This is a genomic window from Roseomonas elaeocarpi (assembly GCF_042433915.1).
In the GTDB taxonomy this organism is placed as follows: Bacteria; Pseudomonadota; Alphaproteobacteria; order Acetobacterales; family Acetobacteraceae; genus Roseomonas; species Roseomonas elaeocarpi.
In genome coordinates this window covers 145,433-167,217 of sequence record NZ_JBHLUN010000010.1, presented here as the reverse complement: position 1 = coordinate 167,217, position 21,785 = coordinate 145,433, and the positions used below count along the sequence as shown (strand labels likewise).

Below are 21,785 nucleotides of genomic sequence, written 5' to 3'. Positions count from 1 at the left end.
CGGGCGGGGCAGGTCGGGGTCGCTCAGCCCCGCCGGACGTTGAGGGGCAGCGGGATGCCCGGACGCAGCCCCGTCAGGCCGCGGCGATAGGCCGAGTCCACGAAATACTGACCGAGCGGGATATAGGGCACGGAGCTGAAGGCCTGCGTCTGGATGTCTCGCCCGATCCGCTTCTGCGCATCGAGGTCGGGCGCGTCGAACCAGCTGTCGCGCAACTCCTCCAGCTTCGGGTCATTGGGCCAGCCGAACCAGGCCTCCGCGCCGTTGCCGCGCAGCAGCAGGTGGCCGGCGGGCGTGTTCAGCTCCATGCCGCTCAGCAGCACCACCAGCGCGTTCCAGCCGCCCTGCGCCACGGGACCGCGGTTCTGGCGCCGTTGCAGCAGCGTGCCCCAGTCCGAGGTCGCGTCGGTGACGTCGAAGCCGCACTTCTGCAGCATGTCCACGCCCACCGTCATCAGCGCGTTCTGGTTGCTGACGTCGGTGGCGTGCAGCGCCGTGACCTTGGCGCCCGCCTTGCCGGCCGCGGCGAGGGCCGCCTTGACCTTGTTGTAGTCGCGCGGCGCGGTGATCGCGTCGAGGCCGGCGTCGCTGGCCAGCGGGCTGTCCACCGGAAAGAAGCCCACGCCGTCGCGCCACAGCTTGCGGTCGTCGCCGTTGGCGGCCGCCATGAAGTCAGACTGCAGCACCGCGCCCAGCAGCGCGCGCCGCACCGCCGGATCGTCGAAGGGCGGCTGCAGGTGGTTGAAGCGCAGGCTGGCATAGGTGCCCGAACCGTCGATGCGCTCCAGCACCACGTCGCGCGCCTGGGCCAGCACGGTGTTGAGGTCGGAGGGCACGACCTCCCACCAGTCGACCTCGCCGGCCTGGATCGCGGCGGCGGAGGTGGCGGAATCCGGGATGACCTTCCATTCCATGCGCTCGAAATTCGCGAGCTTGGGGCCGGCGATCATGGAAGGCGTGCCCACCGGCGTCGGCACGTACTTGTCGAACTTCCGGTACACGATCTGCGAGCCCGACACGCGCTCGCCCGGCACCAGCTGATAGGGGCCGGAGCCCACGACCTCGGTGAAGGGCTTGGTCGGGTCCTGCGTGGCGAAGCGCTCGGGGTAGATAAAGCAAGGATAGGAGGAAGCCTTCGCCAGCCCGTCCAGCAACCGGCCGAAGGGGCGCTTGAGGCGGATCTCGAAGCGCCGGTCATCGAGGGCGCGGATCGCGTCCAGCCGTGCCTGCAGCGTCTGCCCGTGCGTGTCGCGCGGCATCCAGCGCTGGATCGAGGCCACCGCGTCGGCGGCGCGGACCTTGGTGCCGTCGTGGAAGGTCGGCCCGTCGCGCAGCGTGAAGATCCAGCGCTTGCCGTCATCCTCGACCGTGTGTCCCTCGGCCAGCTGCGGCTGGGGCACGAAGTCGGCGTCGATGCCGTAGAGCGTGTCCCAGCACATGTGGCCGTGGTTGCGCGTCGGGTAGGCGGTGGTGGCCAGCGGGTCGAGGATGGTCACGTCCGCCTGCGGAATGAAGCGCAGCACGTTGGCGGCGCTCCCCTGGGCCAGGGCGGGGCGGTTCAGTGACGTGCCGAGCGCGGCGGCCGTGGCCACGGCGCCGCCGGCCGCGAGGAGGCCGCGTCGGTTCAGGGTCGGAGGGGACATCAGGAGCTCCCGGCACACTGTTGCGAGTCGGACGGGAGGCTGGCTTGTTTCGCCGGCGGAGGCGAGTCCGGCGTTCCCGCCCATTGGCTGCACAGGAAAGCGGCAGCGAGGCACCGGTGCGGGCAGGGCACCGGTTCTTCCACGTCTCGTGAAGAAGAACCACAGGCCGGAGGTGGTTGATCTGCTGCGGTGCAGCATTCATTCTGCCGGCGGTTGGGGAGGAACAGCAACAACAGGATCCGCCCCGTGACCGACTCCAGCTTCATCCTTTCCGTCGCCCTGTTTCTGGCCCGCCGCATGGGCTCCCTGCGTGCCCTGACCAAGGGTGCCGTGACCCGCGCCGCCTGATCCCTGGCCGGCCTGCCCACGCCGGCGGGTTTCCCGCCGGGGGTGCCCACCGGTAACCGGGTCCGGGCGGGGCCGGCAACGCCGCCCTGGCCGCCGGAAGCCGGCGGACGCTGCAACCATCCCCCGGACCCGTCGCTTGTGCCGCTGCGGTGCAGGACGTCCCGCATCGGCCATGGCGCGCGGCCGCGGCTGTCCGGGGCGGCAGGGAAAGGACGCAGCGATGGAATGCCGTCTGGACGGGCAGGTGGCCCTGGTGACCGGGGCCAGCTCCGGGATCGGTGAGGGTGTGGCGCGGGCCATGGCCGAGGCCGGGGCCGCGGTGGTCGTGAACTACCACCACGGGGCCGAGCCGGCGGAAGCGCTGGTGCGCGAGATCGAGGGCAAGGGCGGCCGCGCCATCGCGGTCGGGGCCGATGTCGGCAAGCCCGAGGAGGTCGAGGCGATGTTCGCCCGCGCCGTGGAGGCTTTCGGCGCCGTCGACATCGCGGTGGCGAATTCCGGCATCCAGCTCGACTCGAAGTTCGCGGCGATGACGCTGGATCAATGGAACGGCGTGATCCAGACCAACCTGACCGGGCAGTTCCTGACGGCGCAAGCTGCCGTGCGACAGTTCCTGAAGCAGGGCGACCGCGGCGTGTCCAAGGCGATCGGCAAGATCATCCACATGAGCTCCGTCCACGAGGTCATCCCCTGGTCGGGCCGCGTGAACTACGCCGCCACCAAGGGCGGCATCGGCATGCTGATGCGCTCGCTGGCGCAGGAAGTCGCGGAGCAGCGGATCCGCGTGAACGCCATCGGGCCCGGCGCCATCAAGACGCGCATCAACGCGGAGCAGACGGTGGGCGAGGCCGGGCAGAAGATGCTGAAGCTGATCCCTTACGGACGGATCGGCGTGGCGGAGGACGTGGCCAACGTGGCAGTATGGCTGGCGTCGGACCGGTCGGACTACGTGATCGGCACCACCACCTTCGTGGATGGCGGCATGACGCTGTATCCGGAGTTCCGCGACAACGGTTGATGCCGGGGCCAGGGCGGGGAGGCCCTGCCATGCGCACCCGGCGCTGCGGTGCAGCAGGATGTGTCTTGGCGATCCCGGCTGAATGACCTACGTCCGCGTATGTATGACCTCGTCGTCCAATGCTTCCCATGATGCCGACGTACTGATCCTCGGGGCAGGTGCCGCGGGGATCGCCGCGGCGTGCGCCTGCCGCCGCCTCGGGTTGCAACCGCTCGTGCTGGAAGCGCGGGGGCGGCTGGGCGGACGGGCCTCAACGGATCATTCCCTCGGCGGGCCCGTGGATCTCGGCGCCACCTGGCTGCACGCGGCGGAGCACAACCCGCTGGTGCCGCTGGCGCGGGAAATGGGCCTCGAACTCGCGGACCACGACGCGCTGCGGGCGCACCGGATGCGCCTGGAAGACGGTTGGGCCGACGAGGCGGCCATGGCCGAGTTCGAGGAAGCCTGGGACGCCTGGATCGCCAGCCTGCGCGCGGCGGAGCAGCGGCTCGCGCCGGAGGAGGATGCCACGGTGCTGTCGGTGGCGCCGCGCGGCGGTCGCTGGGACGCCACGGTCGGCGCCTGGGAAGGGCCCACCATCGCGGCGGCCGAGCTCGGGCAGCTGGGCCTGCGGGACTTCCTTGCCAATCAGCTGGAAGGCGGAAACCTCCTGCCGGCGATCGGCATGGGGGCGCTGCTGACGCGGCTGGGCGAGGGGCTGCCGGTGCGGCTGAACTGCCCGGCCACGCGGCTGGGCCGGGATCGCGATGGCATCTGGGTCGAGACCCCGGCTGGCCGGTTGCGCGCGCGGGGCGCGGTGGTCACCCTGCCGACACCCACCCTGACCGGCGAGGCGGCGACGCTGCGCTTCGAAGGCGGGCTGCCACCCGCCGTCGAGGAGGCGCTGAACGGGCTGCCGCTCGGATTGTTGAGCAAGATCATCCTGCCGGCGGCGGAAGGCACGGTGGCTGCGGATGGAAGCTGGCTCGGCCTGCCGCCCTTCGCCACCATGGACCGCGCGGTCGGGGAGGGCGAAACGAGGATCACCTTCGTGGCCCGCCCCTTCGGCCGCACGCATCTGGAAGGTTTCGCGGGCGGCGATCTGGCCTGGACCCTGTCACGGGAAGGCCCGCGCGCCGAGCGCGAGGCGGCGCTGGAGGAGCTGGTGCGGCTGCTGGGTGCCGATGCCCGCCGCGCGGTCGCGCCGGAGCGGGCGATCGTGAGCGACTGGGGCCGCAGCCCTTGGTCGCGGGGCGGCTACAGCTATGCCCTGCCGGGGGCGCGGGGCGCCCGGGCGGTGCTGCGGCAGCCCTTGTTCGACGGGCGGGTCGCGTTGGCCGGCGAGCACTGCCACGACACCCGGGCCGGCACGGTCGGCGGCGCCTGGGACACCGGCGAAGCGGCGGTGGCGCGCCTGGCGGAGGTCCTCCGGCCCGGCGGCAGCGCGACGGACAGGCCCTGATGGCGCCGGGCCTATGACACTGGGCGGGCAGCCGCTGGCGCCGCCGGAGGTCCGGCGCGAAGGCGACCGGCTGCACCTCGGCGGGGCGCTGGTGACCGAAACCACGGCGCCGGTCTGGGACGAGGTGCTGCGCGCCGCGGCCGGGGCACAGGTGCTCGACCTCGCGGGCGTGACGGTGCTGGATACCACCGGCGCGGCGCTGGTGGTGGAGGCGGCGGGGGGCGGCGGCAAGGACACCCAGTTCGCGGCCGCGATCGAGGGGGCGGCGCCCAAGGTGGCCGCGGTGCTGGAGCGGGCGCGCGAGGCGCTGGCGCGGCCGGTGCCGGTGGTGCGGGTGCGCCGCCTGCCGGTGCTGGCGCAGCTCGGCGCCTGGGGCGTGGGCAAGTGGCGCGACGCGCAGGGGGGCACGGCCTTCCTGGGCGAGGCGGCCTCCACCGTGCTGCGCGCCGTGCTGCGGCCCTGGCAGGTCGGGCTGAACGAAGTGATGCGCCACCTGGATGAGGTGGGCACGCGCTCCTTTCCGCTGGTGGTGCTGCTGGGCGTGCTGATCGGCCTGATCCTGGCCTTCCAGAGCTCGGTGCCGCTGCGCGTCTACGGCGGCGAGTCCTTCATCCCCATGCTGGTCGGCATCTCGCTGCTGCGCGAGCTCGGGCCACTGCTGGCGGGCGTGATCCTGGCGGGGCGCACGGGGTCGGCCTTCGCCGCCGAGCTCGGCACCATGACCGTGAACGAGGAGATCGACGCGCTGCGCATCATGGGCATCGACCCGATGGTGATGCTGGTGTTGCCGCGCCTCGTGGCCGCCACCGTGGCGATGCCGGTGATGACGCTGCTGATGGACCTGTCCGGCCTGATCGGCATGGCGGGCGTGATGATGAGCCTGGGCTACCCGCCGATCTTCGTGGTGCACTCGCTGATCGACGGCGTGGGCCTGGGCGACCTGTGGCAGGGCCTGGCGAAGTCGGCGGTGTTCGGCATGGTGATCGCGGGCATCGGCAGCCGCGCGGGGCTTTCGGCCGGCGGCGGCCCGCGCGCGGTGGGCGACGCGGCCACCGAGGCGGTGGTGGGCGGCATCGTCTCGATCGTGCTGCTCGACGGGCTGTTCGCCGTGCTGTTCTACCGGCTGGGGATCTGAACGCGATGGATGGTGAGGCGCATCCCCGCCCGCATGACGAGGTTTCCGGCCCGGCTGCCGCCGCGACCCGGGCCGAGGCGGTGATCCGGGTCGAGGGCCTGAGCAAGCGCTTCGGCACCAACCTCCTGTTCCAGGATGTCGGCTTCGAGGTGCGCCGGGGCGAGGTCTTCGTGATCCTGGGCGGCTCGGGCTGCGGCAAGTCGACGCTGCTCAAGCTGCTGATCGGCCTGCATCCGCCGAGCAGCGGCGCCATCGAGATCCTCGGCACCGACATGCTGGCGGCCGAGGGCGAGGCGCGGCGCGAGATCCTGCGCCACCTGGGCGTGATGTGGCAGTCGGGCGCGCTGTTCGGCTCCATGACCCTGCTGGAGAACGTGATGCTGCCGCTCGAGGCGCATACCCGCCTGCCGCGCGCGGCGCGCGAAACCGTGGCGCGGGTCAAGCTCGGCATGGTGGGGCTGGCCGATGCCGCCGGGCGGCTGCCGGCCGAGATCTCGGGCGGCATGGCCAAGCGCGCCGGCATCGCCCGCGCCATGGCGCTCGACCCGCCGATCCTGTTCCTGGACGAGCCCTCGGCGGGGCTCGATCCGATCACCTCCGCCGGGCTGGATCAGCTGATCCGCGACCTGGCGCGCGACCTCGGCACGACCTTCGTGGTGGTGACGCACGAGTTGCAATCCATCCTGGCCATCGGGGACCGCTGCATCATGCTCGACAAGCAGGCCAAGGGCATGATCGCCGAGGGCGATCCCCGCAGCCTCCGCGACGACCCGCCCAACGACACCGTGCGGCACTTCTTCCGGCGGGAAGCCGCCTGATGGCGCAGGCACCGGCGGGCGCGCGCAACACGCGCCTCTACCTTCGCGTGGGACTGCTGATCCTGGTGGGCGCGGTGCTGGCGGTGGGCTTCGTGCTGTTCTTCACGGCGGGCCGGCTGAACCGCAATGCCGAGGTCTTCGAGAGCTATTTCCGCGAAAGCGTGCAGGGCCTCGATGTCGGGGCGGCGGTGCGCTACCGCGGCGTGCAGATCGGGCGGGTGACCGAGATCACGCTGGCCAACGCGGTGTACCGCTCGCCCGAGGGGCGGCCCTTCCAGAGCGCCTTCCAGCTGGTGGTGGTGCGCTACGCCATCGACACGGCGCGGCTGGGCAGCGAGGACCTGAACATCGAGCGCGCCGTGCAGCTGGGCTACCGCACGCGGCTGGCCAGCGCCGGGCTGACCGGCGGCGTGTACCTCGAGACCGACTTCGTGGACCCGGCCCGCTACCCGCCCGAAACCCTGCCCTGGACGCCCGAGCACCCGGTGGTGCCGTCGATGCCCTCCACGGTGGCGCAGGTGCAGGACGCGGCGCAGAACCTGCTGGGTCGGCTGCAGGACCTGCCCGTGGAGGACGTCCTGCGCAACGTGAACGGGCTGCTCACCGACCTGCGCGCCCAGGCCAAGGACGGCGACGCGGCGCAGACCCTGCATGAGACGGCCGAGCTCGCCCGCACGCTGAACCAGGCGGTGCAGGGTGCCGATCTGCCGGGGCTGGTGGCGGAGCTGCGCGGCACGGCCACCGACCTGCGCGGCACCCTCAACGGCCGCGACGTGCGCGAAACGCTGCGCTCGGTGCGTGAGGCCACGGCGCAGCTCAACGCCGCGATGACCAAGCTGCCGGCGGCGATCGGATCGCTGGAAGGCACGGCGCGGGCGGCGCGCGGCGCCACCACGGACGTGAACGCGGACCTCGCGCCGATCCTGCGCGACCTGCGCAGCGTGACGGCGAACCTGCGCGACACCACCGACGCGCTGCGCCGTGCGCCGTCGCAGGCGATCCTGGGCTCGCCGCCGCCGGTGCCGGCCTGGGCCCAAAGGGGTGCAACGGAAGGACGCCGATGAGCGAGGGGAACACCATGGGGAACCGGTCCGCCGTGGCAGGGCGCCGCGCCTGGATGCTCGGGCTGCTGGCGGTGCTGCCGGGCTGCTCGGCGCTGCAGTCGCGTCCCTACGTGGAGCCGCTGCGCTTCCCCCTTTCGCCCGAGCGGCCGGCGGAAACCGCGGCGCTGCGCCCTGCGGCGGCGCGGGGGCAACTCGGGACGCAGACGCTGCTGCTGCGCCTGGGCCGCGCCGCGCCGGGGCTGGAAGGGCGCATGCTGCGCTCGATCCGCGCCGACGGGACGGTTCACACCGAATACTACGCCGAATGGAGCGCGCCGCCCGCCGAGGCGATGGAGGACGCGCTGCGCCGCTGGCTGATGCGCTCGGGCCTGTTCCGGGCGGTGCTGGCGCCCGGAACGCGCGCCGCGGCCGACCTGGCGCTGGAGGTCGAGCTGACGGCGCTGCACGCCGATCTCGGGCGCGGCGAAGCGCGCGCGGCGCTGTCCGCCGTGCTGCTGCGCGAAGGGGCGGGGGAAAGCAGCGTGGTTGGCCAGTTCACCTGCGAAGGGCACGCGCCCCTGCCGCGGGAGGGGGCCGACACGCCGGCCCCGCAGGCCACGGCCGAGGTGGCGGCGCTGGGGCAGGCCTTTGCCGCGCTGGAGGCGCAGATCGGGGCACGGCTGGGAACCCGGTCGCGCTGACACGCGAGCTTTCTGGTTTGTGATTCAATTTATGGTTGTATTGCCGGGTGCCCGTCCCCTACTGAGGGGCACAGCCTGCTAAGCAGGCAATTCCTGCCAGAATGGCACGTCATTCCCATGCTCCGAGTGTGCTTGGTTAACGTGCCCCTCGATGGAAACACCGACGACTGGGAAGGGGTGTGGGCGGATTACGATGCCCGCAACACCGGTCCCGATGCGTTGGTCCGTCGCGGGGGACCGACGACGCGGGACGCTTCCCAGGCAGCCGCGGTGCGACCCTCCGCCCGTTCACGCCGCTGGCTCCTGCTGCCCTTGCTGCTGCTCCTCGCGGCGCTGGCCTGGGTGTTGCCGCCCTGGATCGCCGCTAATCGGTTCGTCGAGGCGGTGGAAACCGCGACGCCGGAGCGCGTGGTCAAGTTTGCCGACCTCGCGGCCCTGGAGAAGGATGCGGCCGCCGAGCTGAATGCCCGCATCCCCGCGGGGCTGGAGCCCGGGGCGGCGGACTTCCTGTGGGCGATGGCGGGCGACATGAGGGCGTCCTGGGCGGAGCCGGAGGCCCTGGCAGCCTGGCTGCGCCTGCGCCGCGCCGGCGCCTTCGGGTTCGAGCCGGTGCTGCCGCCGCTTGGCGGCTCCGAAGGGGCCAGCGGCCTCGGCTGGACGCGGGCGCAAGTGAAGTTCGAAGGTGGCGTCGGCTTCGAGCTCCGTGTCGAGGGGCAGAGCCTGCGCTGGGTCGGCATCGACTTCGTGCGGTGACGGGCAGTGCGGCTCAGCCGGATGCCGGACTGTCATAAAAGCTTCACCAAAGTGCAACCGTTCGGACTTCTGGCGGCTCTACGCAGCGCCCCGCGGACCTCCGTGGGGGTCCCGCCACGAATCTTGACTGGAGATCGCACGGTGCAGAGACGAACCCTTGCCCTTCTCGCTGGCTTCGCCACGATTGCGGCCGTGATGCCACTGGCGCCGCAGGCCATGGCGCAGACCGCCAGCATTACCGGTGCCGGTTCTTCCTTCGTCAACCCCGTTTACCAGCGCTGGGGCGAGGACGCGAAGGCTCAGGGCATCCAGCTGAACTACCAGTCGGTGGGTTCGGGCGCCGGCGTCAACCAGATCAAGAACCGCACGGTGGACTTCGGCGCCTCGGACGCGCCGCTGACGGCCGAGCAGCTGGCCGAGGCCAAGCTCGTGCAGTTCCCGACCGTGATGGGTTCGGTGGTGCCGATCGTGAACCTGCCGGGCGTCGAGGTGGACCAGCTCCGCCTGACCGGTGAGGTGCTGGCCGACCTTTACGCCGGCCGCATCACCAAGTGGGACGACAAGCGCATCGCCGACCTGAACCCCGGCCTGAAGCTGCCGAGCATCGCGGTGGCGCCGGTGTACCGCGCCGACGCTTCGGGCACCTCCTTCGTGTTCACCTCCTACCTCGCGGCCGTGTCGCCGGCCTGGAAGTCGGGCGTGGGTGCCGCGACCTCGGTGAAGTGGCCGGCCGGCGCCGGTGCGCGTGGCAACGAGGGCGTGGCGGGCACGGTGCACAACACCCGCGGCGGCATCGGCTATGTCGAGAACGCCTATGCCACGCAGAACAAGCTGACCACGGTGCAGCTGCGCAACCATGACGGCCAGTTCGTGAAGCCCACCATGGAGAGCTTCGCCGCGGCGGCGGCCAGCGCCAACTGGAACGTGCCGGGCATGGCGGCCAGCATCATCGACCAGCCGGGTGCGAATTCCTGGCCGATCGTGTCGCCCACCTTCGTCCTGCTGCCGACCAACCCGGAGAACGCCGACCGCTCGCGCGCGGTGATGCGCTTCTTCGACTGGGCCTACAGCAAGGGCGGCGATGCGGCGAACAAGCTGGAATACATCCCGCTGCCGGCCGCGGTGCAGAACCAGGCGCGCGCCACCTGGACGCAGGTCATGGCCGACGGCAAGGCCGTCTGGAACCAGTAAGCCGCGGACGGGCGGACGGTGGGCCTCCTCGCCCGCCATCCTGCCCGACCGACATCTGAAGCGGCGTCAGGTCGCGGCACATCCCGGCGGGTCTTCCATCGCGGCGGACCCGCCGGGTGTTCCCGGGCCCGGCACCGGAAGGAGATGACGTGACAGATACGGCTTCCCATCTCGCAGGTGCGGCCATCGGTGCCGACCCGGTGCCGCCGCGCGCCTCGCGCGCCGCGAACCGCGGGGCCGGACAAGGCGACGCGATCTTCGCCCTGCTTTGCCGTGCGGCGGGCGTGCTGGTGCTGCTGCTGCTGAGCGCCATCATCGTCGAGCTGTTCCTGGGCGGGTTGCCGGCCTTCCGGGCCTTCGGTGCGGGCTTCCTGACGAACACCGACTGGGACCCGGTGCAGGAGGTCTTCGGCGCCGGCGTGCCCGTTTACGGCACGCTGCTGACCGCGGTGCTGGCGCTGATCATGGCGGTGCCGGTGGCCTTCGGCATCGCCTTCTTCCTGACCGAGCTGGCGCCGGCCTGGCTGAAGCGCCCGGTGGGAACGGCGATCGAGCTGCTGGCCGCGGTGCCCTCGATCATCTACGGCATGTGGGGCTTCTTCGTGATCGTGCCGATCATGGCCTCCACGATCCAGCCCGCGGTCATCGACACGCTGGGCGAGGTGCCGGGCATCGGCATGTTCTTCTCCGGCGCGCCCTTCGGCACCGGCTTGTTCACCGCCGCTCTGATCCTGGCGATCATGATCCTGCCCTTCGTCGCCGCCACGATGCGCGACGTGTTCGAGCAGGTGCCCGCCGTCTACAAGGAAAGCGCCTACGGCCTCGGCGCCACCACCTGGGAGGTGATGCGCGGCGTGGTGCTGCCCTATACCCGCATCTCCGTGGTGGGCGGCATCATGCTGGGCCTGGGCCGCGCGCTCGGTGAAACCATGGCCGTCACCTTCGTGATCGGCAACGCCAACCGCATCACGCCCTCGCTCTTCGGGCCGGGCAACACCATCGCCTCGATCGTGGCGCTGGAGTTCGGCGAGGCCTCGGCCGGCTCGCTCAAGCTGAGCGCGCTGCTGGCGCTGGGCTTCATCCTGTTCGTGATCTCCTTCGCGGTGCTGGCGCTGAGCCGCTGGCTGCTGCGCTCGCGGCTGAAGGGCTGACCGGCGATGAGCGCTTCCACCCTTTCCGCCACCTCGCCGTCGGGCAACCCGGCCAGCGGCCCGCGCAAGGACGCCGCCGTGGCCCGCGCGCTGGGCCGCCGCCGCCGGGTGGCGGACCTCGTGGTCCGCGGCTTCTGCGTCGTGGCGACGCTGCTGGGCCTGTTCTTCCTGGTGTCGATCCTGCTGACGCTGATCGCGCGCGGGCTCGGCGGCCTTTCACTCTCGACCTTCACCAGCGTGACGCGCCCGCCCGGATCGGGTGGCGGGTTGCTCAACCCCATCATCGGCAGCCTGATCCAGGTGATCCTGGCAACCGTGGTGGGCACGCCGATCGGGTTGCTGGTGGGCACCTACCTGTCGGAATACGCCCGCGGCTCGCGCCTGGGCTTCGCGGTGCGCTTCGTGTCCGACGTGCTGCTCTCGGCGCCCTCGATCCTGATTGGCCTGTTTGTTTACCAGCTGCTGGTGCTGCCCTTCGGCGGCTTCTCGGGCTGGGCGGGCGTGGCGGCGCTGGCGATCATCATCATCCCCGTGGTGGTGCGCACCACCGAGGACATGCTGACGCTGCTGCCCGACACCCTGCGCGAGGCGGTGATCGGCCTGGGCGCGCCGAAGTGGAAGATGATCGTGCTGGTGGGCTGGCGCGCCGCGGCGTCGGGCATCATCACCGGCGTGCTGCTGGGCATCGCACGCATCGCGGGCGAGACCGCGCCGCTGCTGTTCACCTCGCTGGGCAACCTCAACTGGTCGGTGGACCTGGCGCGCCCGATGGCGAGCCTGCCGATCACCATCTACGCCTACGCGGGCTCCCCCTACGAGGACTGGGTCGCGCTGGCCTGGGCGGGTGCGCTGATCATCACGGTCGGCGTGCTGGGCCTCAACCTCATCGCGCGCTTCGCGCTGCGTCGCAAAGCCTGAAGCCGAAGGAACGCATGACCGTGAACGGAACCGACATGCAGACCGCCCAGCAGGAGCGCCAGGTGGAGGAACTCGCCTCCGTCGCGCGGCGCACCGCGGCACCGCTGAACGAAGCGGGGATGACCATCCGCAAGCTGCGCTTCTGGTACGGCGAGAAGCTGGCGCTCAAGGGCATCGACCTCGACCTGCCGGCGCGGCAGGTGACGGGGCTGATCGGCCCCTCGGGCTGCGGCAAGTCGACGCTGCTGCGCGTGCTCAACCGCATGTACAGCCTCTATCCCGGCCAGCGTGCCGAGGGTGAGGTGCGCCTCGACGGCGAGAACATCCTGGACAACCGCGCCGACCTGAACGCGCTGCGCGCGCGCATCGGCATGGTGTTCCAGAAGCCCACGCCCTTCCCGATGACGATCCGCGAGAACATCGCCTTCGGCATCCGCCTGCATGAGCGGCTGGGGCGCGCCGAGATGGCGACGCGCATCGAGTGGGCGCTGACCCGCGCGGCCCTGTGGGACGAGGTGAAGGACCGCCTCGACACCAGCGCCACCGGCCTGTCGGGCGGCCAGCAGCAGCGCCTGTGCATCGCGCGCACCATCGCGGTGCGGCCCGAGGTCATCCTGCTCGACGAGCCGACCAGCGCGCTCGACCCCATCTCCACCGCCAAGGTGGAGGAGCTGATCGACGAGCTGAAGCAGGATTTCACCATCGCCATCGTGACGCACAACATGCAGCAGGCCGCGCGCTGCGCCGATCAGGTGGCCTTCTTCTACCTGGGAGATCTGGTGGAGGTCGCGCCGGCCGCGCAGCTCTTCACCGCGCCGCGCGAGCGCCGCACCCAGGACTACATCACCGGCCGCTTCGGCTGAGCGGGAAGGGGAACGGGTCATGAGCTCCGACGCCAACACCATCGTCAAGTCCTACGGCGAGGAACTGCGCCGGCTGCGCGAGCTGATCGCCCGCATGGGCGGCCTGGCGGAGCGGCAGGTGGCGGATGCCTCCTACGTGCTGGCACGCCGCGACGCGACCGCCGCCGCCGAGGTGGCGGCCCGCGACGCGCCGATCGACGCGCTGGAGCGCGAGGTGGAGGCCTACTGCGTGCGCCTGCTGGCGCTGCGCTCGCCCATGGCCTCGGACCTGCGGCTGATCATCGCGGCCATGAAGATCAGCCAGGACCTCGAGCGCATCGGCGACTATGCCCGCAACGTCGCCAAGCGGGTGATCGTGGTGAGCGAGAACATGGGGCTGAGCGCCGGCGTCGCCAGCTTCGAGGCGCTGGCGCAGATGGTCCAGCGCAACCTTAAGGACGCGATCGACGCGCTGGTGAACGAGGACGCCGCTGCCTGCGAGCGCGTGTGGCGCAACGACGCGCCGGTGGACGACGTGTACGACGGCATCTTCCGGCAGTTGCTGACCTACATGATGGAAGATCCGCGCAACATCACCTCGGCCACGCACCTGCTCTTCGTGGCCAAGAACTTCGAGCGCATCGGCGACCACGCCACCAACATCGCCGAAACGGTGTACTTCTCGATCACCGGCACCACGCTGCCCGAGGACAGGCCGCGCGGCGACGTTTCCGGGACCGCGGCATGAGCCTGGCGATGGAGGGCGGCGGCCGCCCGACCATCCTTGTGGTGGAGGACGAGGCGCCGCTGCTGACGCTGCTGCGCTACAACCTGGAGCGTCAGGGCTTTCGCGTCGACGAGGCGGCGGACGGCCAGGAGGCGCTTCTGCGGGTCGCCGAGGACCGGCCGGACCTGATCCTGCTGGACTGGATGCTGCCGGCGCTGTCCGGGCTGGAGGTCTGCCGCCAGCTGCGCCGCCGCCCGGCGACGCGGGACCTGCCGATCATCATGGTCACCGCGCGCACCGAGGACCAGGACGCCGTGCGCGCCCTGGACACGGGGGCGGACGACTACATCTCCAAGCCCTTCGCCATCGACGCGCTGCTGGCCCGCATCCGGGCCCTGCTGCGCCGCTCCGGCCCGCCGGCCGGGCGCGGGGCGCTGGTGTGGCGGGAGCTGTCGATGGACCAGGACGCGCACCGCGTGACGCGCAACGGCCGGCCGCTCCATCTGGGCCCGACCGAATACCGCATCCTGGAATTCCTGATGACGCATCCGGGCCGCGTCTTCTCGCGCGAGCAGCTGCTGGACGCTGTCTGGGGACGCGACATCCATGTCGAGCCGCGCACCGTGGACGTCCATATCCGCCGGCTGCGCAAGGCGGTGAACGGGGAGGGCGAGGAGGACATCATCCGCACCGTCCGCTCCGCCGGCTACGCGCTCGACGTGGAATAAGCCGACAGGGGCGCGCCTCAGGCTTCCGGCTTGCGCCGGCGGCGCGGCTTGCGGGGCTTGGGGATCGAGAGGCGCAGGAGCCTTGCCTTCTGCCGCCCTGCCTCGGCCATGACGCTGCCGCGCCACCATCCCATGGCGCGATGCGCGGCACTCATCCAGAGGCTCGTGGGCGTCGGCTTCATCGGCCGCTCCTCCATCGCGTGGTGGGAGCATAACGCCGCTGGCGTCGCGGAGATGGGCGTCAGCCCAGGGTTAAGCGGGTTTTCACCCGCTCTTCACCTATCCGGCCACGTAACGGGGATGCCGGCGCGCGGCTGGCCCGCGCGACCGGGGCGTGGGCGGGCGGTCAGCCGCCGGCGTCGAAGCCCAGGAAGCCCGCGCTCGGGCGCGGCGTGCCGCCACCGCCGGCGGGGGCGCGGGCGGCGGACTGTTCCAGGCTGTTGCGCGGGCGCGTGACCTCGCGCACCGGCTGGGTGCGGGCGGCGGCCCGTTCCGCCTGTTGCGCGCGGCGGCGCTCGGCATCGGCGGCGCGGCGCTGCGCGGGCGTGAGCGGTGTCGCGGCAGCGGCGCCGGTCGCCGCGTCGGCGCGGCCCGGGGCCGGCTGCAGGTTGGGGCGGGTGCCGCGGGCCGAGAGCAGGTAGAAGGCGATGTCGTTGCGCCCCTGGTCCACCGCGGAGTCGATTGGCGACAGGCCCAGGACGTTGCGCGACTCGAGGTCTGCGCCGCGCGACATCGCATCCTTGGCGGCTGCCATGTCGCCGCGGTTGATGGCGTCGAACAGGGCGTCGTTGGGCGACAGGCTGGCGGTGGGGGTATCGCTTGGGATGGCACCGGGCCGCTGCTCACGCAGGCCGGGCAGCGGCGGCGGCTCGGCGGACTTGGGCGCGACGCCCGCCTCGCCCGGCGTGATCGGACCGCGCATGCGGCTCATCTGGGCCTGCGCCGCCACGGCGGGCACGAGGAGCACGGTAACCAGGCTGGCGAGGAGCAGACGGCGCATGGCGCACTGTCTAGCCTCAGCGCCGCCGCGGTTCCAGCGGGGATTGCGCGACTGTGAAAACACCCCGCCGCGACGGCCGGTCAGGCGCAGCCCGAGCCGCGATAGCTGAAGCTCTGTACCCGGTCGTTCTGGAGCGCGAAGGTCATGGAGCAGACGACGTTGGCGTAGGTCGTCGGGCTGCCCCAGTAGCCGCCGCCGAAGCCGCCCCGGTAGAAGCCGGGGCCGAAGCCCGCGCCGAAATACGGGTCACCCGGCAGCGACACGAGCGAGGTGCTCTGGAACTCCAGGAACTTGCGCCCGTCGGCCTCGTAGGTTCGCACCGGCACGCCGAGCTGCGCCACCAGCGTGCCCTCGCTCTGCCCGACCAGCGGGGTGAGACGCTGTGCCAGCGTCGGCCCCTGGGCGCAGGCGGCCAGCAGGAAGGGAAGGGCAAGGAGGAGGCGTCGCATGGCACCCCTCAGGTGGCGACACGGGCGGGACGGGAAAAGAGGGCGGCGCGATCACGCTCCCTCGCGCCGCCAGGCCAGCACCGCCACGCCGAGCAGGAGGCAGAGCGCCAGCCAGGGCGGCAGCAGCGTGGTGGCGGACAGGCCGGTGACGGTGCCGTCCTCGTTGCGCCGCAGCCCGATCCAGCCGGCGCCGGCGGCATCGCGCCCGGCCTCGACGCGGCGGATCTCGGGGATCTGCGGCGCCTCGGCCGTGCCCAGCCAGCGCGCCACGCCGCCGGTGGCGGCCAGCAGCGGCTGCAGCGGCGCCGGGTCGGCGCGCAGGTCGGCGATCTCGGGCGGGTTGCTGGCGGCGGCGGCGGCGTAGGCGGTGCGGGTGCCGTCGGTGGCCTGCCACACGCCGGGCTGGGTCGCGGCCATCTCCACCGTGGCGCGGCCGCCGCCGGCGGGCTTCGCCTCCCCCCGGGCCGTGGTGCCGTCGGGGGCGGTGACGGTGATGGGGGGCGGGGGGGTGGGTTCCACGCTGCGGCGCGTGACGGTCAGGTGGCCGTCGAGGATCGTGGCGGTGAGGTCTTCCTCCTCCAGCTCCGGCTCCTTCATCGACCAGTGGGCGACGCGGCGCAGCAGCTCCGCCTGCGGCCCGCCGCCGTCGTGGCCCCGCGCCCAGAGCCAGATGTGGTCGCTCAGGATCAGTGCCACGCGGCCCTGGCCCACGCGGTCGAGCACCATCAGCGGCGCGCCGCCGGGCGCGTCCATCACCACCGTGCCGGAGCGCGGCTGGGCCCGCAGGTAGCGATACCAGCGGCCCCAGCGCTCCGGGGTGTCGCCCGTGGCGGAGGTGGTGTTGGCGCCGGGCAGGCCCTCGGTGACGGGGTGGCGCTGGCCGGCCTCGGTGACGTGCGGGCGGAAGGGGGTGTCGACCTCGCCGTTGCGCCCGGTGTCGGCATCCACCGGCAGCACCTGTCCCAGCGGCGTCAGCGCCAGGCTGGCGGGGCCGGTGAACTCCGGCCCCACCGAAAGCAGCAGCGCCCCCCCGCCACGCACGTAGTCGGCGATGTTGCGCAGGTACTGCGGCGGCAGGAAGCCGCGGTTGGAGAAGCGGTCGAAGACGATCAGGTCGAACTCGCGCAGCTTCTGCTGGAACAGCTCGCGCACCGGAAAGGCGATCAGCGCCAGCTCGTTCAGCGGCGTCATGTCGTCCTTCTCGGGCGGGCGAAGGATGGTGAAGTGGACGAGGTCGACGTTCGGGTCGGCCTTGAGGAGGCGGCGCCAGGTGCGCTCGCCCGCGTGCGGCTCCCCGGACACGAGCAGCACGCGCAGGCGGTCGCGCACGCCGTTGATGGTGACCACGGCGCGGTTGTTGACGGTGGACACCTCGCCCGGGCGCTCGGCGGCGCTGATCTCCACCACCGTGGGGCCGCCGCGCTCGATCGGCACGGTGATGCGGTGTTCCTGGCCGGCGGGAACGCTCTCGGTGCGTGGTGCCGCGCCGTCGCGGCGGATCGTCAGGGGCACCGGCGTGCCGGCGGGGGCGCCGAGATCGTCGACGGCGACGCGGATCTCCACCGAACGGCCGACGATGCCGAAGCCCGGCGCCTCGATCACCCGCAAACGGCGGTCCATCTCGCCGGGGCGGCCGGGCAGCAGGGCATGGAAGGGCGCACCGATGCCAGGATTGGCGGGGATGTCGTGCGCCTGCCCGTCGGTGATCGCGATCACGCCGGCCAGCCGCGCGCGCGGGATCTCGGCCAGGGCGCGTTCCAGCGCGGCGTACAGGCGGGTGCCGCGGTTGCCGCCTTCCTCCACCGTGGCGGTGCGGACCTCGAGGTCGGGGATACGGCCGAGACGGGCTTCCACGGCCTCGCGCGCCGCCTCCATCTGCCGTTCGCGCGTGCCGAGGCGGGCGCTGTCGCTGCGGTCGAGCAGCACCAGCGCGATGCCGGGGCGCAGCGCCCGCGTTTCCTCGACCCAGCGTGGGTTGAGCAGCGCGCCGCCGATCAGCAGGAAGGCCAGCGCGCGCCACCAAACGCCGCGCGCCCGCCGCCACAGCGCGACGCCCAGCACCGCCAGCGCCAGCACCGCCAACGCCACCAGCAGCCAGGAGGGCAGCAGCGGGGCGAAATCGACCGAGGACAGGGTGCGGTTCATTGCCCCAGCCGCTCCAGGATGGCCGGGACGTGGACCTGGTCGCCCTTGTAGTTGCCGGTCAGCGCGTAGATCACGAGGTTGACGCCGAAGCGGTAGGCAAGCGTCCGCTGCCGCGCGCCGCCCGGCACGGTGGCATAGGGGTTGCCGCCGCGCGCGTCAGTGGCCCAGGCCGCGGCCCAGTCGGCACCGCCCAGGATCGCCGGGCTGACGCTGTCATTGGCGCGGTCCACGTCGCGCGCCACCCAGACGGTGCCGCCGGCCCAGCGGCCGGGCATGTCGCTGAGGAGGTAGAAGGACCGGCGCAGCACGTGATCCTCGGGAATGGCGGTCAGCGGCGGGATGGCGAGGTCGCGCGTCACCCGGCGCAGCGCGGCATCGGCGCCGGGGGCGGTGCCCTCGCCGGTGCCGGCGTCGCGCGTGTCGAACAGGATGACGCCGCCGTTGCGCATGAAGCCGTTCACCGCCTCGGCCGTGGGGGCATCCAGCGCCGCGGCCTCGGGCAGCACGGGCCAGTAGAGCAGGGGATAGAAGGACAGGTCGTCCTGCCCGGGCCGCACCGCCACGGGCTCGGCCAGGGTGGCGGCGGTGCGGCGGTTGACGTAGTCCGACAAGCCGCTGAGCCCGGCGCGCGACACCTCGTCGGCCTCCGGGTCACCGGTCACCACGTAGGCGAGGCGGGTGGCCAGAGCCGCATCCTCGGCACCCAGCGGCGCGCTGCCCGCCTGGCGGCCCTGGGTCTGCTGCACCTGGGCCTGCTGCACCGGCGCCTGTTGGGCTTGCGTTTGTTGAACCTGTGCCCGGGCGGTGCCGATGGCGCCGGGCAGCGCCAGCATCAGCAGCACCGCCGCCGCGGCCCCCGTCGCCCTGCGCAGCAACCCGCGCTGCCGCAGCGACAGCGCGAGGTCGAGCGCCAGCAGCACCAGCGCCGCGGCCAGCAGCCAGGGTCCGAACTCGCGCTCCGCCGGCACGCCGCCCACCGCGGCGAGCCGCGCGCCCACGGGCGGGGCGGGCGAGAGCACCGGGTCGGGCAGGTGCGGCGACAGGTTCAGGGCGCGCCGCTCGCCACCCTCGCCGGGCGTGCCGTACCAGCCGGGCGGGTGGCGCGGGCCGGGCACGGTGTCGTCGAGCTCGCGCGCCGTGATCGCTGCCGCGGTGGGCGGCGGGCTGCCGAGATGACCGAAGCCGTCCATGGTCTCGATCGGGGCGAGGCGTGCTTCGCCATCGGCGCCGGCCACGCCGCCCGACAGCGACACGGTGCGGCGCAGGATCTCCACGAAAAGGCCCGAGAGCGGCAGTTCCGACCAGTCGGCATTGGCGGTGGTGTGCACCAGCACGATGCGGCCCGCGCCGCGCCCGGCGGCGGTGATGATCGGCGTGCCGTCGGCCAGCGTGGCCCAGGTGCGCTCGGCCAGCCGCGGCTCGGGCTCGGCCAGGACCTGGGTGGTGACCGTAACCTCGGGCGGCACAACGAGGCCGGCGAAGGGCGAGCCGTCGCGGAAGGGGGCCAGCGCCTGCGGCTTTTCCCAGCTCAACGCGCCGCCCAGCTGCCGCTCGCCCGCGCGCAGCGTCACCGGCAGCAGCGTGTCGGGGTGTTCCGCCATGCGGGGGCCGGCGAAGCGCAGCAGCAGTCCACCTTCCTCCACGAAGCGCGTCACCGCTGCCACGTCGTGTGCCTCGGTGAGCGGCACGTCGGCCAGCACCAGCACCGCGAGCTTGCGCGACAGCAGCTGATCGAGCGAACCGCGGCGCAGCTCCGCGAAGGGCGCCAGCGCGCGGGACACGTAGTAGAGCGCGCCGGTCAGCGGCGTGTCGGCATCGCCGGCACCGGCCAGCAGCCCCACCGGGCGGCGGCGGAAGCGGTCGTCGAGCAGCACCGTGCCGGCGGCGCCGGTGTCGCCCTCGAGGTCGAGGCGGGTCACCTGCTCGCGCACCTCCAGCGGCAGTTCCAGCGCGGCCTCGCCGCTGGCGACGCCGGCGGCCACCGGCACGGCGACGCGGGCCAGGGTGCGGCCATCGCCCGTGCGCGCCAGCACGCCCGTCTCGGTGGCGGCACCCGGCGCCTGGCGGAGGGAGATGCGCAGCCGGTCCGCTTCCGCGCGCGGCGGCTGCAGGATGCGGGGCGGCGCGCCACCGTCGCGTCGCGCGACGGTGAGGGGGCCGAGCCCGGCCAGTGCCTCGGCGAAGCGCCCGTCGCCCGGCTGGTGCTGGAGGTTGTCGGTCACGAACAGGGTGGTGGCGCGGCCGAACCGCTCCCGCCAGGCGGGGATCGCCTCGGCCGCGGCGAGGCGGTCGGGCGCCCAGGGCAGGGGGCGCAGCGCCGCCAGCCGCGTCGCGGCCTCGCGCGCCGGCAGCGGCGGGGTCGGGGCGGGCGCGCTGTCATCGGCGCCGCGCGCGGTGGCGAGCAGCGCCACGGCGCGGTCCTCGCGCGCGGCGGCGTCCAGCGCGGCGCGGGCGGTGGCCAAGCGGTCGGGCCAGTCGGCCGCGCTGCTCCAGCCATTGTCGATCGCGATCAACAGCGGGCCGCTGCCGCCCGTGCCGGCGCTGGCATCCCAGATCGGCCGGGCGAGCCCCAGCACGATCAGCGCCGCGGCGGCGAGGCGCAGCAGCAGCAGCCACCAGGGCGTGCGGGCCGGGGTTTCTTCCAGCACCGGCAGGTCGCGCAACAGGCGGGCGGGCGGAAAGCTTTGCCGGCGGGGCGAGGGCGGAGTGACGCGCAGCAGCCACCACAACGCCGGCAGCGCCGCCAGCGCCACCAGCAGCCAGGGTGCGGCGAACAGGATGGGCCCGAGGCTCACGCGCGGCCTCCGCGGGCGGGGGACAACGCCTGCCACAGCGCCAGCAGCGCCGTGGCGGGCGCATGGTCGGTGCGATGGTGCAGCAGCCGCCAGCCCGAGGCGGCGGCGATTGCGGCGAGGCCGTCGCGATGGGCGGCCAGGCGCTCGGCATACAGCGCACGCACGGTTTCCACGCGCGGCACCAGCGCGGGCTCGCCGCCGCCGCTGAGGCCGAGCGGCTCGAAGCGCACGCGCCCGGTGAAGGGCAGGGTTTCCTCGGCCGGATCGAGGATCTGCACGAGGTGGCCGGTGACGCCCTGGGCCGCGAGGGCGGATACGGCGGCGCGGGTTTCCGCCAGGGGCTGGAGGAAGTCGCCGAACAGCACGGCGCGGCTGTGTCGGCCCAGGCGCGCCTCGGCCGGCGGGGCGGCGTTGCGCGGCAGCGCTTCGGCCAGGGTGGCCAGGGCCGGGCGGCCGGCCAGGGCGCGGTCCTCGCCGAACAGGCGCAGGCGCTCCCCACCGCGCAGCAGCAGCGAGGCCAGGGCAAGCAGCAGCAGCTCGGCCCGGTCGAGCTTGGTGGGACGGTCGCGGCCGCCGCTCCAGCGCATGCCCTCGTCGGCCGCGCGCCACAGGCCCACGGTCTGCGCCGCTTCCCATTCGCGCTCACGGATGAACAGGCGGTCGGTCTTGCCGCTCTGTCGCCAGTCGATGCGGGCCGCGGCGTCGCCGGTCACGAAGGGGCGGAATTGCCAGAAGGCGTCGCCGGTGCCCGCCCGCCTGCGGCCATGGACGCCGGTCATCACCGTGGCGGCCACGCGCTCGGCCGCCACCAGCAGCGGCGGCAGGGCGCCCGCTGCCGCACGGGCCCGCGCGGCGCTCTCGGCCGGGTTGCCGGCCACGGGGCCGCCGGTGCGGGAGGGGAAGCGGGTTTGCGGGGCCGTGGAGGTCGCGGGATGGCCG

General features: G+C 73.0%; 20 protein-coding genes. 13 read left to right on the top strand and 7 right to left on the bottom strand.

Translation table 11 applies throughout. The features are described 5' to 3' along the window. Window positions 1-23: 23 nt before the first annotated feature. Window positions 24-1,628 carry an ABC transporter substrate-binding protein gene (locus ACFFGY_RS15455; RefSeq protein ID WP_377045560.1) on the bottom strand — a complete coding sequence of 535 codons (1,605 nt, stop codon included), beginning with the start codon at window positions 1,626-1,628 and terminating at the stop codon, window positions 24-26. Between the two features lie 583 nt (window positions 1,629-2,211). On the opposite strand from ACFFGY_RS15455, the gene ACFFGY_RS15450 reads away from it, so the two are divergent. The 13 genes from ACFFGY_RS15450 to phoB all read left to right on the top strand — a co-directional run bounded on the left by ACFFGY_RS15450 (window position 2,212) and on the right by phoB (window position 14,457). Beyond that, a complete protein-coding gene (locus ACFFGY_RS15450) occupies window positions 2,212-3,009 on the top strand; it encodes an SDR family oxidoreductase (RefSeq protein ID WP_377045399.1) in 798 nt (265 codons plus the stop codon). An 82-nt stretch (window positions 3,010-3,091) separates the two neighbouring features. Then, complete coding sequence (locus ACFFGY_RS15445; protein WP_377045398.1) at window positions 3,092-4,450, top strand: flavin monoamine oxidase family protein; 1,359 nt, start codon at window positions 3,092-3,094, stop codon at window positions 4,448-4,450. A gap of 13 nt (window positions 4,451-4,463) precedes the next feature. Beyond that, window positions 4,464-5,585: an ABC transporter permease gene (locus ACFFGY_RS15440; protein ID WP_377045397.1), complete on the top strand. Its 1,122-nt coding sequence runs from the start codon at window positions 4,464-4,466 to the stop codon at window positions 5,583-5,585. A 5-nt stretch (window positions 5,586-5,590) separates the two neighbouring features. Next, window positions 5,591-6,403 carry an ABC transporter ATP-binding protein gene (locus ACFFGY_RS15435; protein ID WP_377045396.1) on the top strand — a complete coding sequence of 271 codons (813 nt, stop codon included), beginning with the start codon at window positions 5,591-5,593 and terminating at the stop codon, window positions 6,401-6,403. Continuing rightward, complete coding sequence (locus ACFFGY_RS15430; RefSeq protein ID WP_377045395.1) at window positions 6,403-7,467, top strand: MlaD family protein; 1,065 nt, start codon at window positions 6,403-6,405, stop codon at window positions 7,465-7,467. Before ACFFGY_RS15435 ends, ACFFGY_RS15430 begins: the two co-directional genes overlap by 1 nt. After that, a complete protein-coding gene (locus tag ACFFGY_RS15425) occupies window positions 7,464-8,147 on the top strand; it encodes an ABC-type transport auxiliary lipoprotein family protein (RefSeq protein ID WP_377045394.1) in 684 nt (227 codons plus the stop codon). Before ACFFGY_RS15430 ends, ACFFGY_RS15425 begins: the two co-directional genes overlap by 4 nt. Window positions 8,148-8,288: 141 nt before the next feature. After that, complete coding sequence (locus ACFFGY_RS15420; protein WP_377045393.1) at window positions 8,289-8,900, top strand: hypothetical protein; 612 nt, start codon at window positions 8,289-8,291, stop codon at window positions 8,898-8,900. A 141-nt stretch (window positions 8,901-9,041) separates the two neighbouring features. Beyond that, complete coding sequence (gene pstS / locus ACFFGY_RS15415) at window positions 9,042-10,091, top strand: phosphate ABC transporter substrate-binding protein PstS (RefSeq protein ID WP_377045392.1); 1,050 nt, start codon at window positions 9,042-9,044, stop codon at window positions 10,089-10,091. 149 nt (window positions 10,092-10,240) lie between these two features. After that, window positions 10,241-11,242, top strand: coding sequence for a phosphate ABC transporter permease subunit PstC (gene pstC, locus ACFFGY_RS15410; RefSeq protein WP_377045391.1), 1,002 nt, complete (start codon window positions 10,241-10,243; stop codon window positions 11,240-11,242). 6 nt (window positions 11,243-11,248) lie between these two features. Then, window positions 11,249-12,160 (top strand): phosphate ABC transporter permease PstA, encoded by a 912-nt coding sequence (gene pstA, locus ACFFGY_RS15405; protein ID WP_377045390.1) that lies wholly within the window; start codon window positions 11,249-11,251, stop codon window positions 12,158-12,160. A 119-nt stretch (window positions 12,161-12,279) separates the two neighbouring features. Beyond that, window positions 12,280-13,023: a phosphate ABC transporter ATP-binding protein PstB gene (gene pstB, locus ACFFGY_RS15400; RefSeq protein ID WP_377045559.1), complete on the top strand. Its 744-nt coding sequence runs from the start codon at window positions 12,280-12,282 to the stop codon at window positions 13,021-13,023. 19 nt (window positions 13,024-13,042) lie between these two features. Continuing rightward, complete coding sequence (gene phoU / locus ACFFGY_RS15395; RefSeq protein WP_377045389.1) at window positions 13,043-13,750, top strand: phosphate signaling complex protein PhoU; 708 nt, start codon at window positions 13,043-13,045, stop codon at window positions 13,748-13,750. After that, entirely contained in the window at window positions 13,747-14,457 is a 711-nt protein-coding gene (phoB, locus tag ACFFGY_RS15390) for a phosphate regulon transcriptional regulator PhoB (RefSeq protein WP_377045388.1), read from the top strand. Before phoU ends, phoB begins: the two co-directional genes overlap by 4 nt. A 17-nt stretch (window positions 14,458-14,474) precedes the next feature. Here the strand turns inward: phoB and ACFFGY_RS15385 are convergent, their stop codons facing one another. From ACFFGY_RS15385 to ACFFGY_RS15360, 6 genes are all read right to left on the bottom strand, one after another. Beyond that, a complete protein-coding gene (locus ACFFGY_RS15385; protein ID WP_377045387.1) occupies window positions 14,475-14,639 on the bottom strand; it encodes a hypothetical protein in 165 nt (54 codons plus the stop codon). Window positions 14,640-14,803: 164 nt separating this feature from the next. After that, entirely contained in the window at window positions 14,804-15,457 is a 654-nt protein-coding gene (locus ACFFGY_RS15380) for a hypothetical protein (RefSeq protein WP_377045386.1), read from the bottom strand. A gap of 80 nt (window positions 15,458-15,537) precedes the next feature. Then, window positions 15,538-15,906 (bottom strand): hypothetical protein, encoded by a 369-nt coding sequence (locus tag ACFFGY_RS15375; RefSeq protein ID WP_377045385.1) that lies wholly within the window; start codon window positions 15,904-15,906, stop codon window positions 15,538-15,540. Between the two features lie 51 nt (window positions 15,907-15,957). Beyond that, window positions 15,958-18,051, bottom strand: coding sequence for a hypothetical protein (locus ACFFGY_RS15370; protein ID WP_377045384.1), 2,094 nt, complete (start codon window positions 18,049-18,051; stop codon window positions 15,958-15,960). Continuing rightward, the gene (locus ACFFGY_RS15365) at window positions 18,048-20,846 is read right to left on the bottom strand and encodes a DUF4159 domain-containing protein (protein WP_377045383.1); all 2,799 of its coding nucleotides are present in this window, start codon (window positions 20,844-20,846) and stop codon (window positions 18,048-18,050) included. Before ACFFGY_RS15365 ends, ACFFGY_RS15370 begins: the two co-directional genes overlap by 4 nt. Then, entirely contained in the window at window positions 20,843-21,724 is an 882-nt protein-coding gene (locus tag ACFFGY_RS15360; protein ID WP_377045382.1) for a DUF58 domain-containing protein, read from the bottom strand. Before ACFFGY_RS15360 ends, ACFFGY_RS15365 begins: the two co-directional genes overlap by 4 nt. Between the last annotated feature and the right edge of the window lie 61 nt (window positions 21,725-21,785).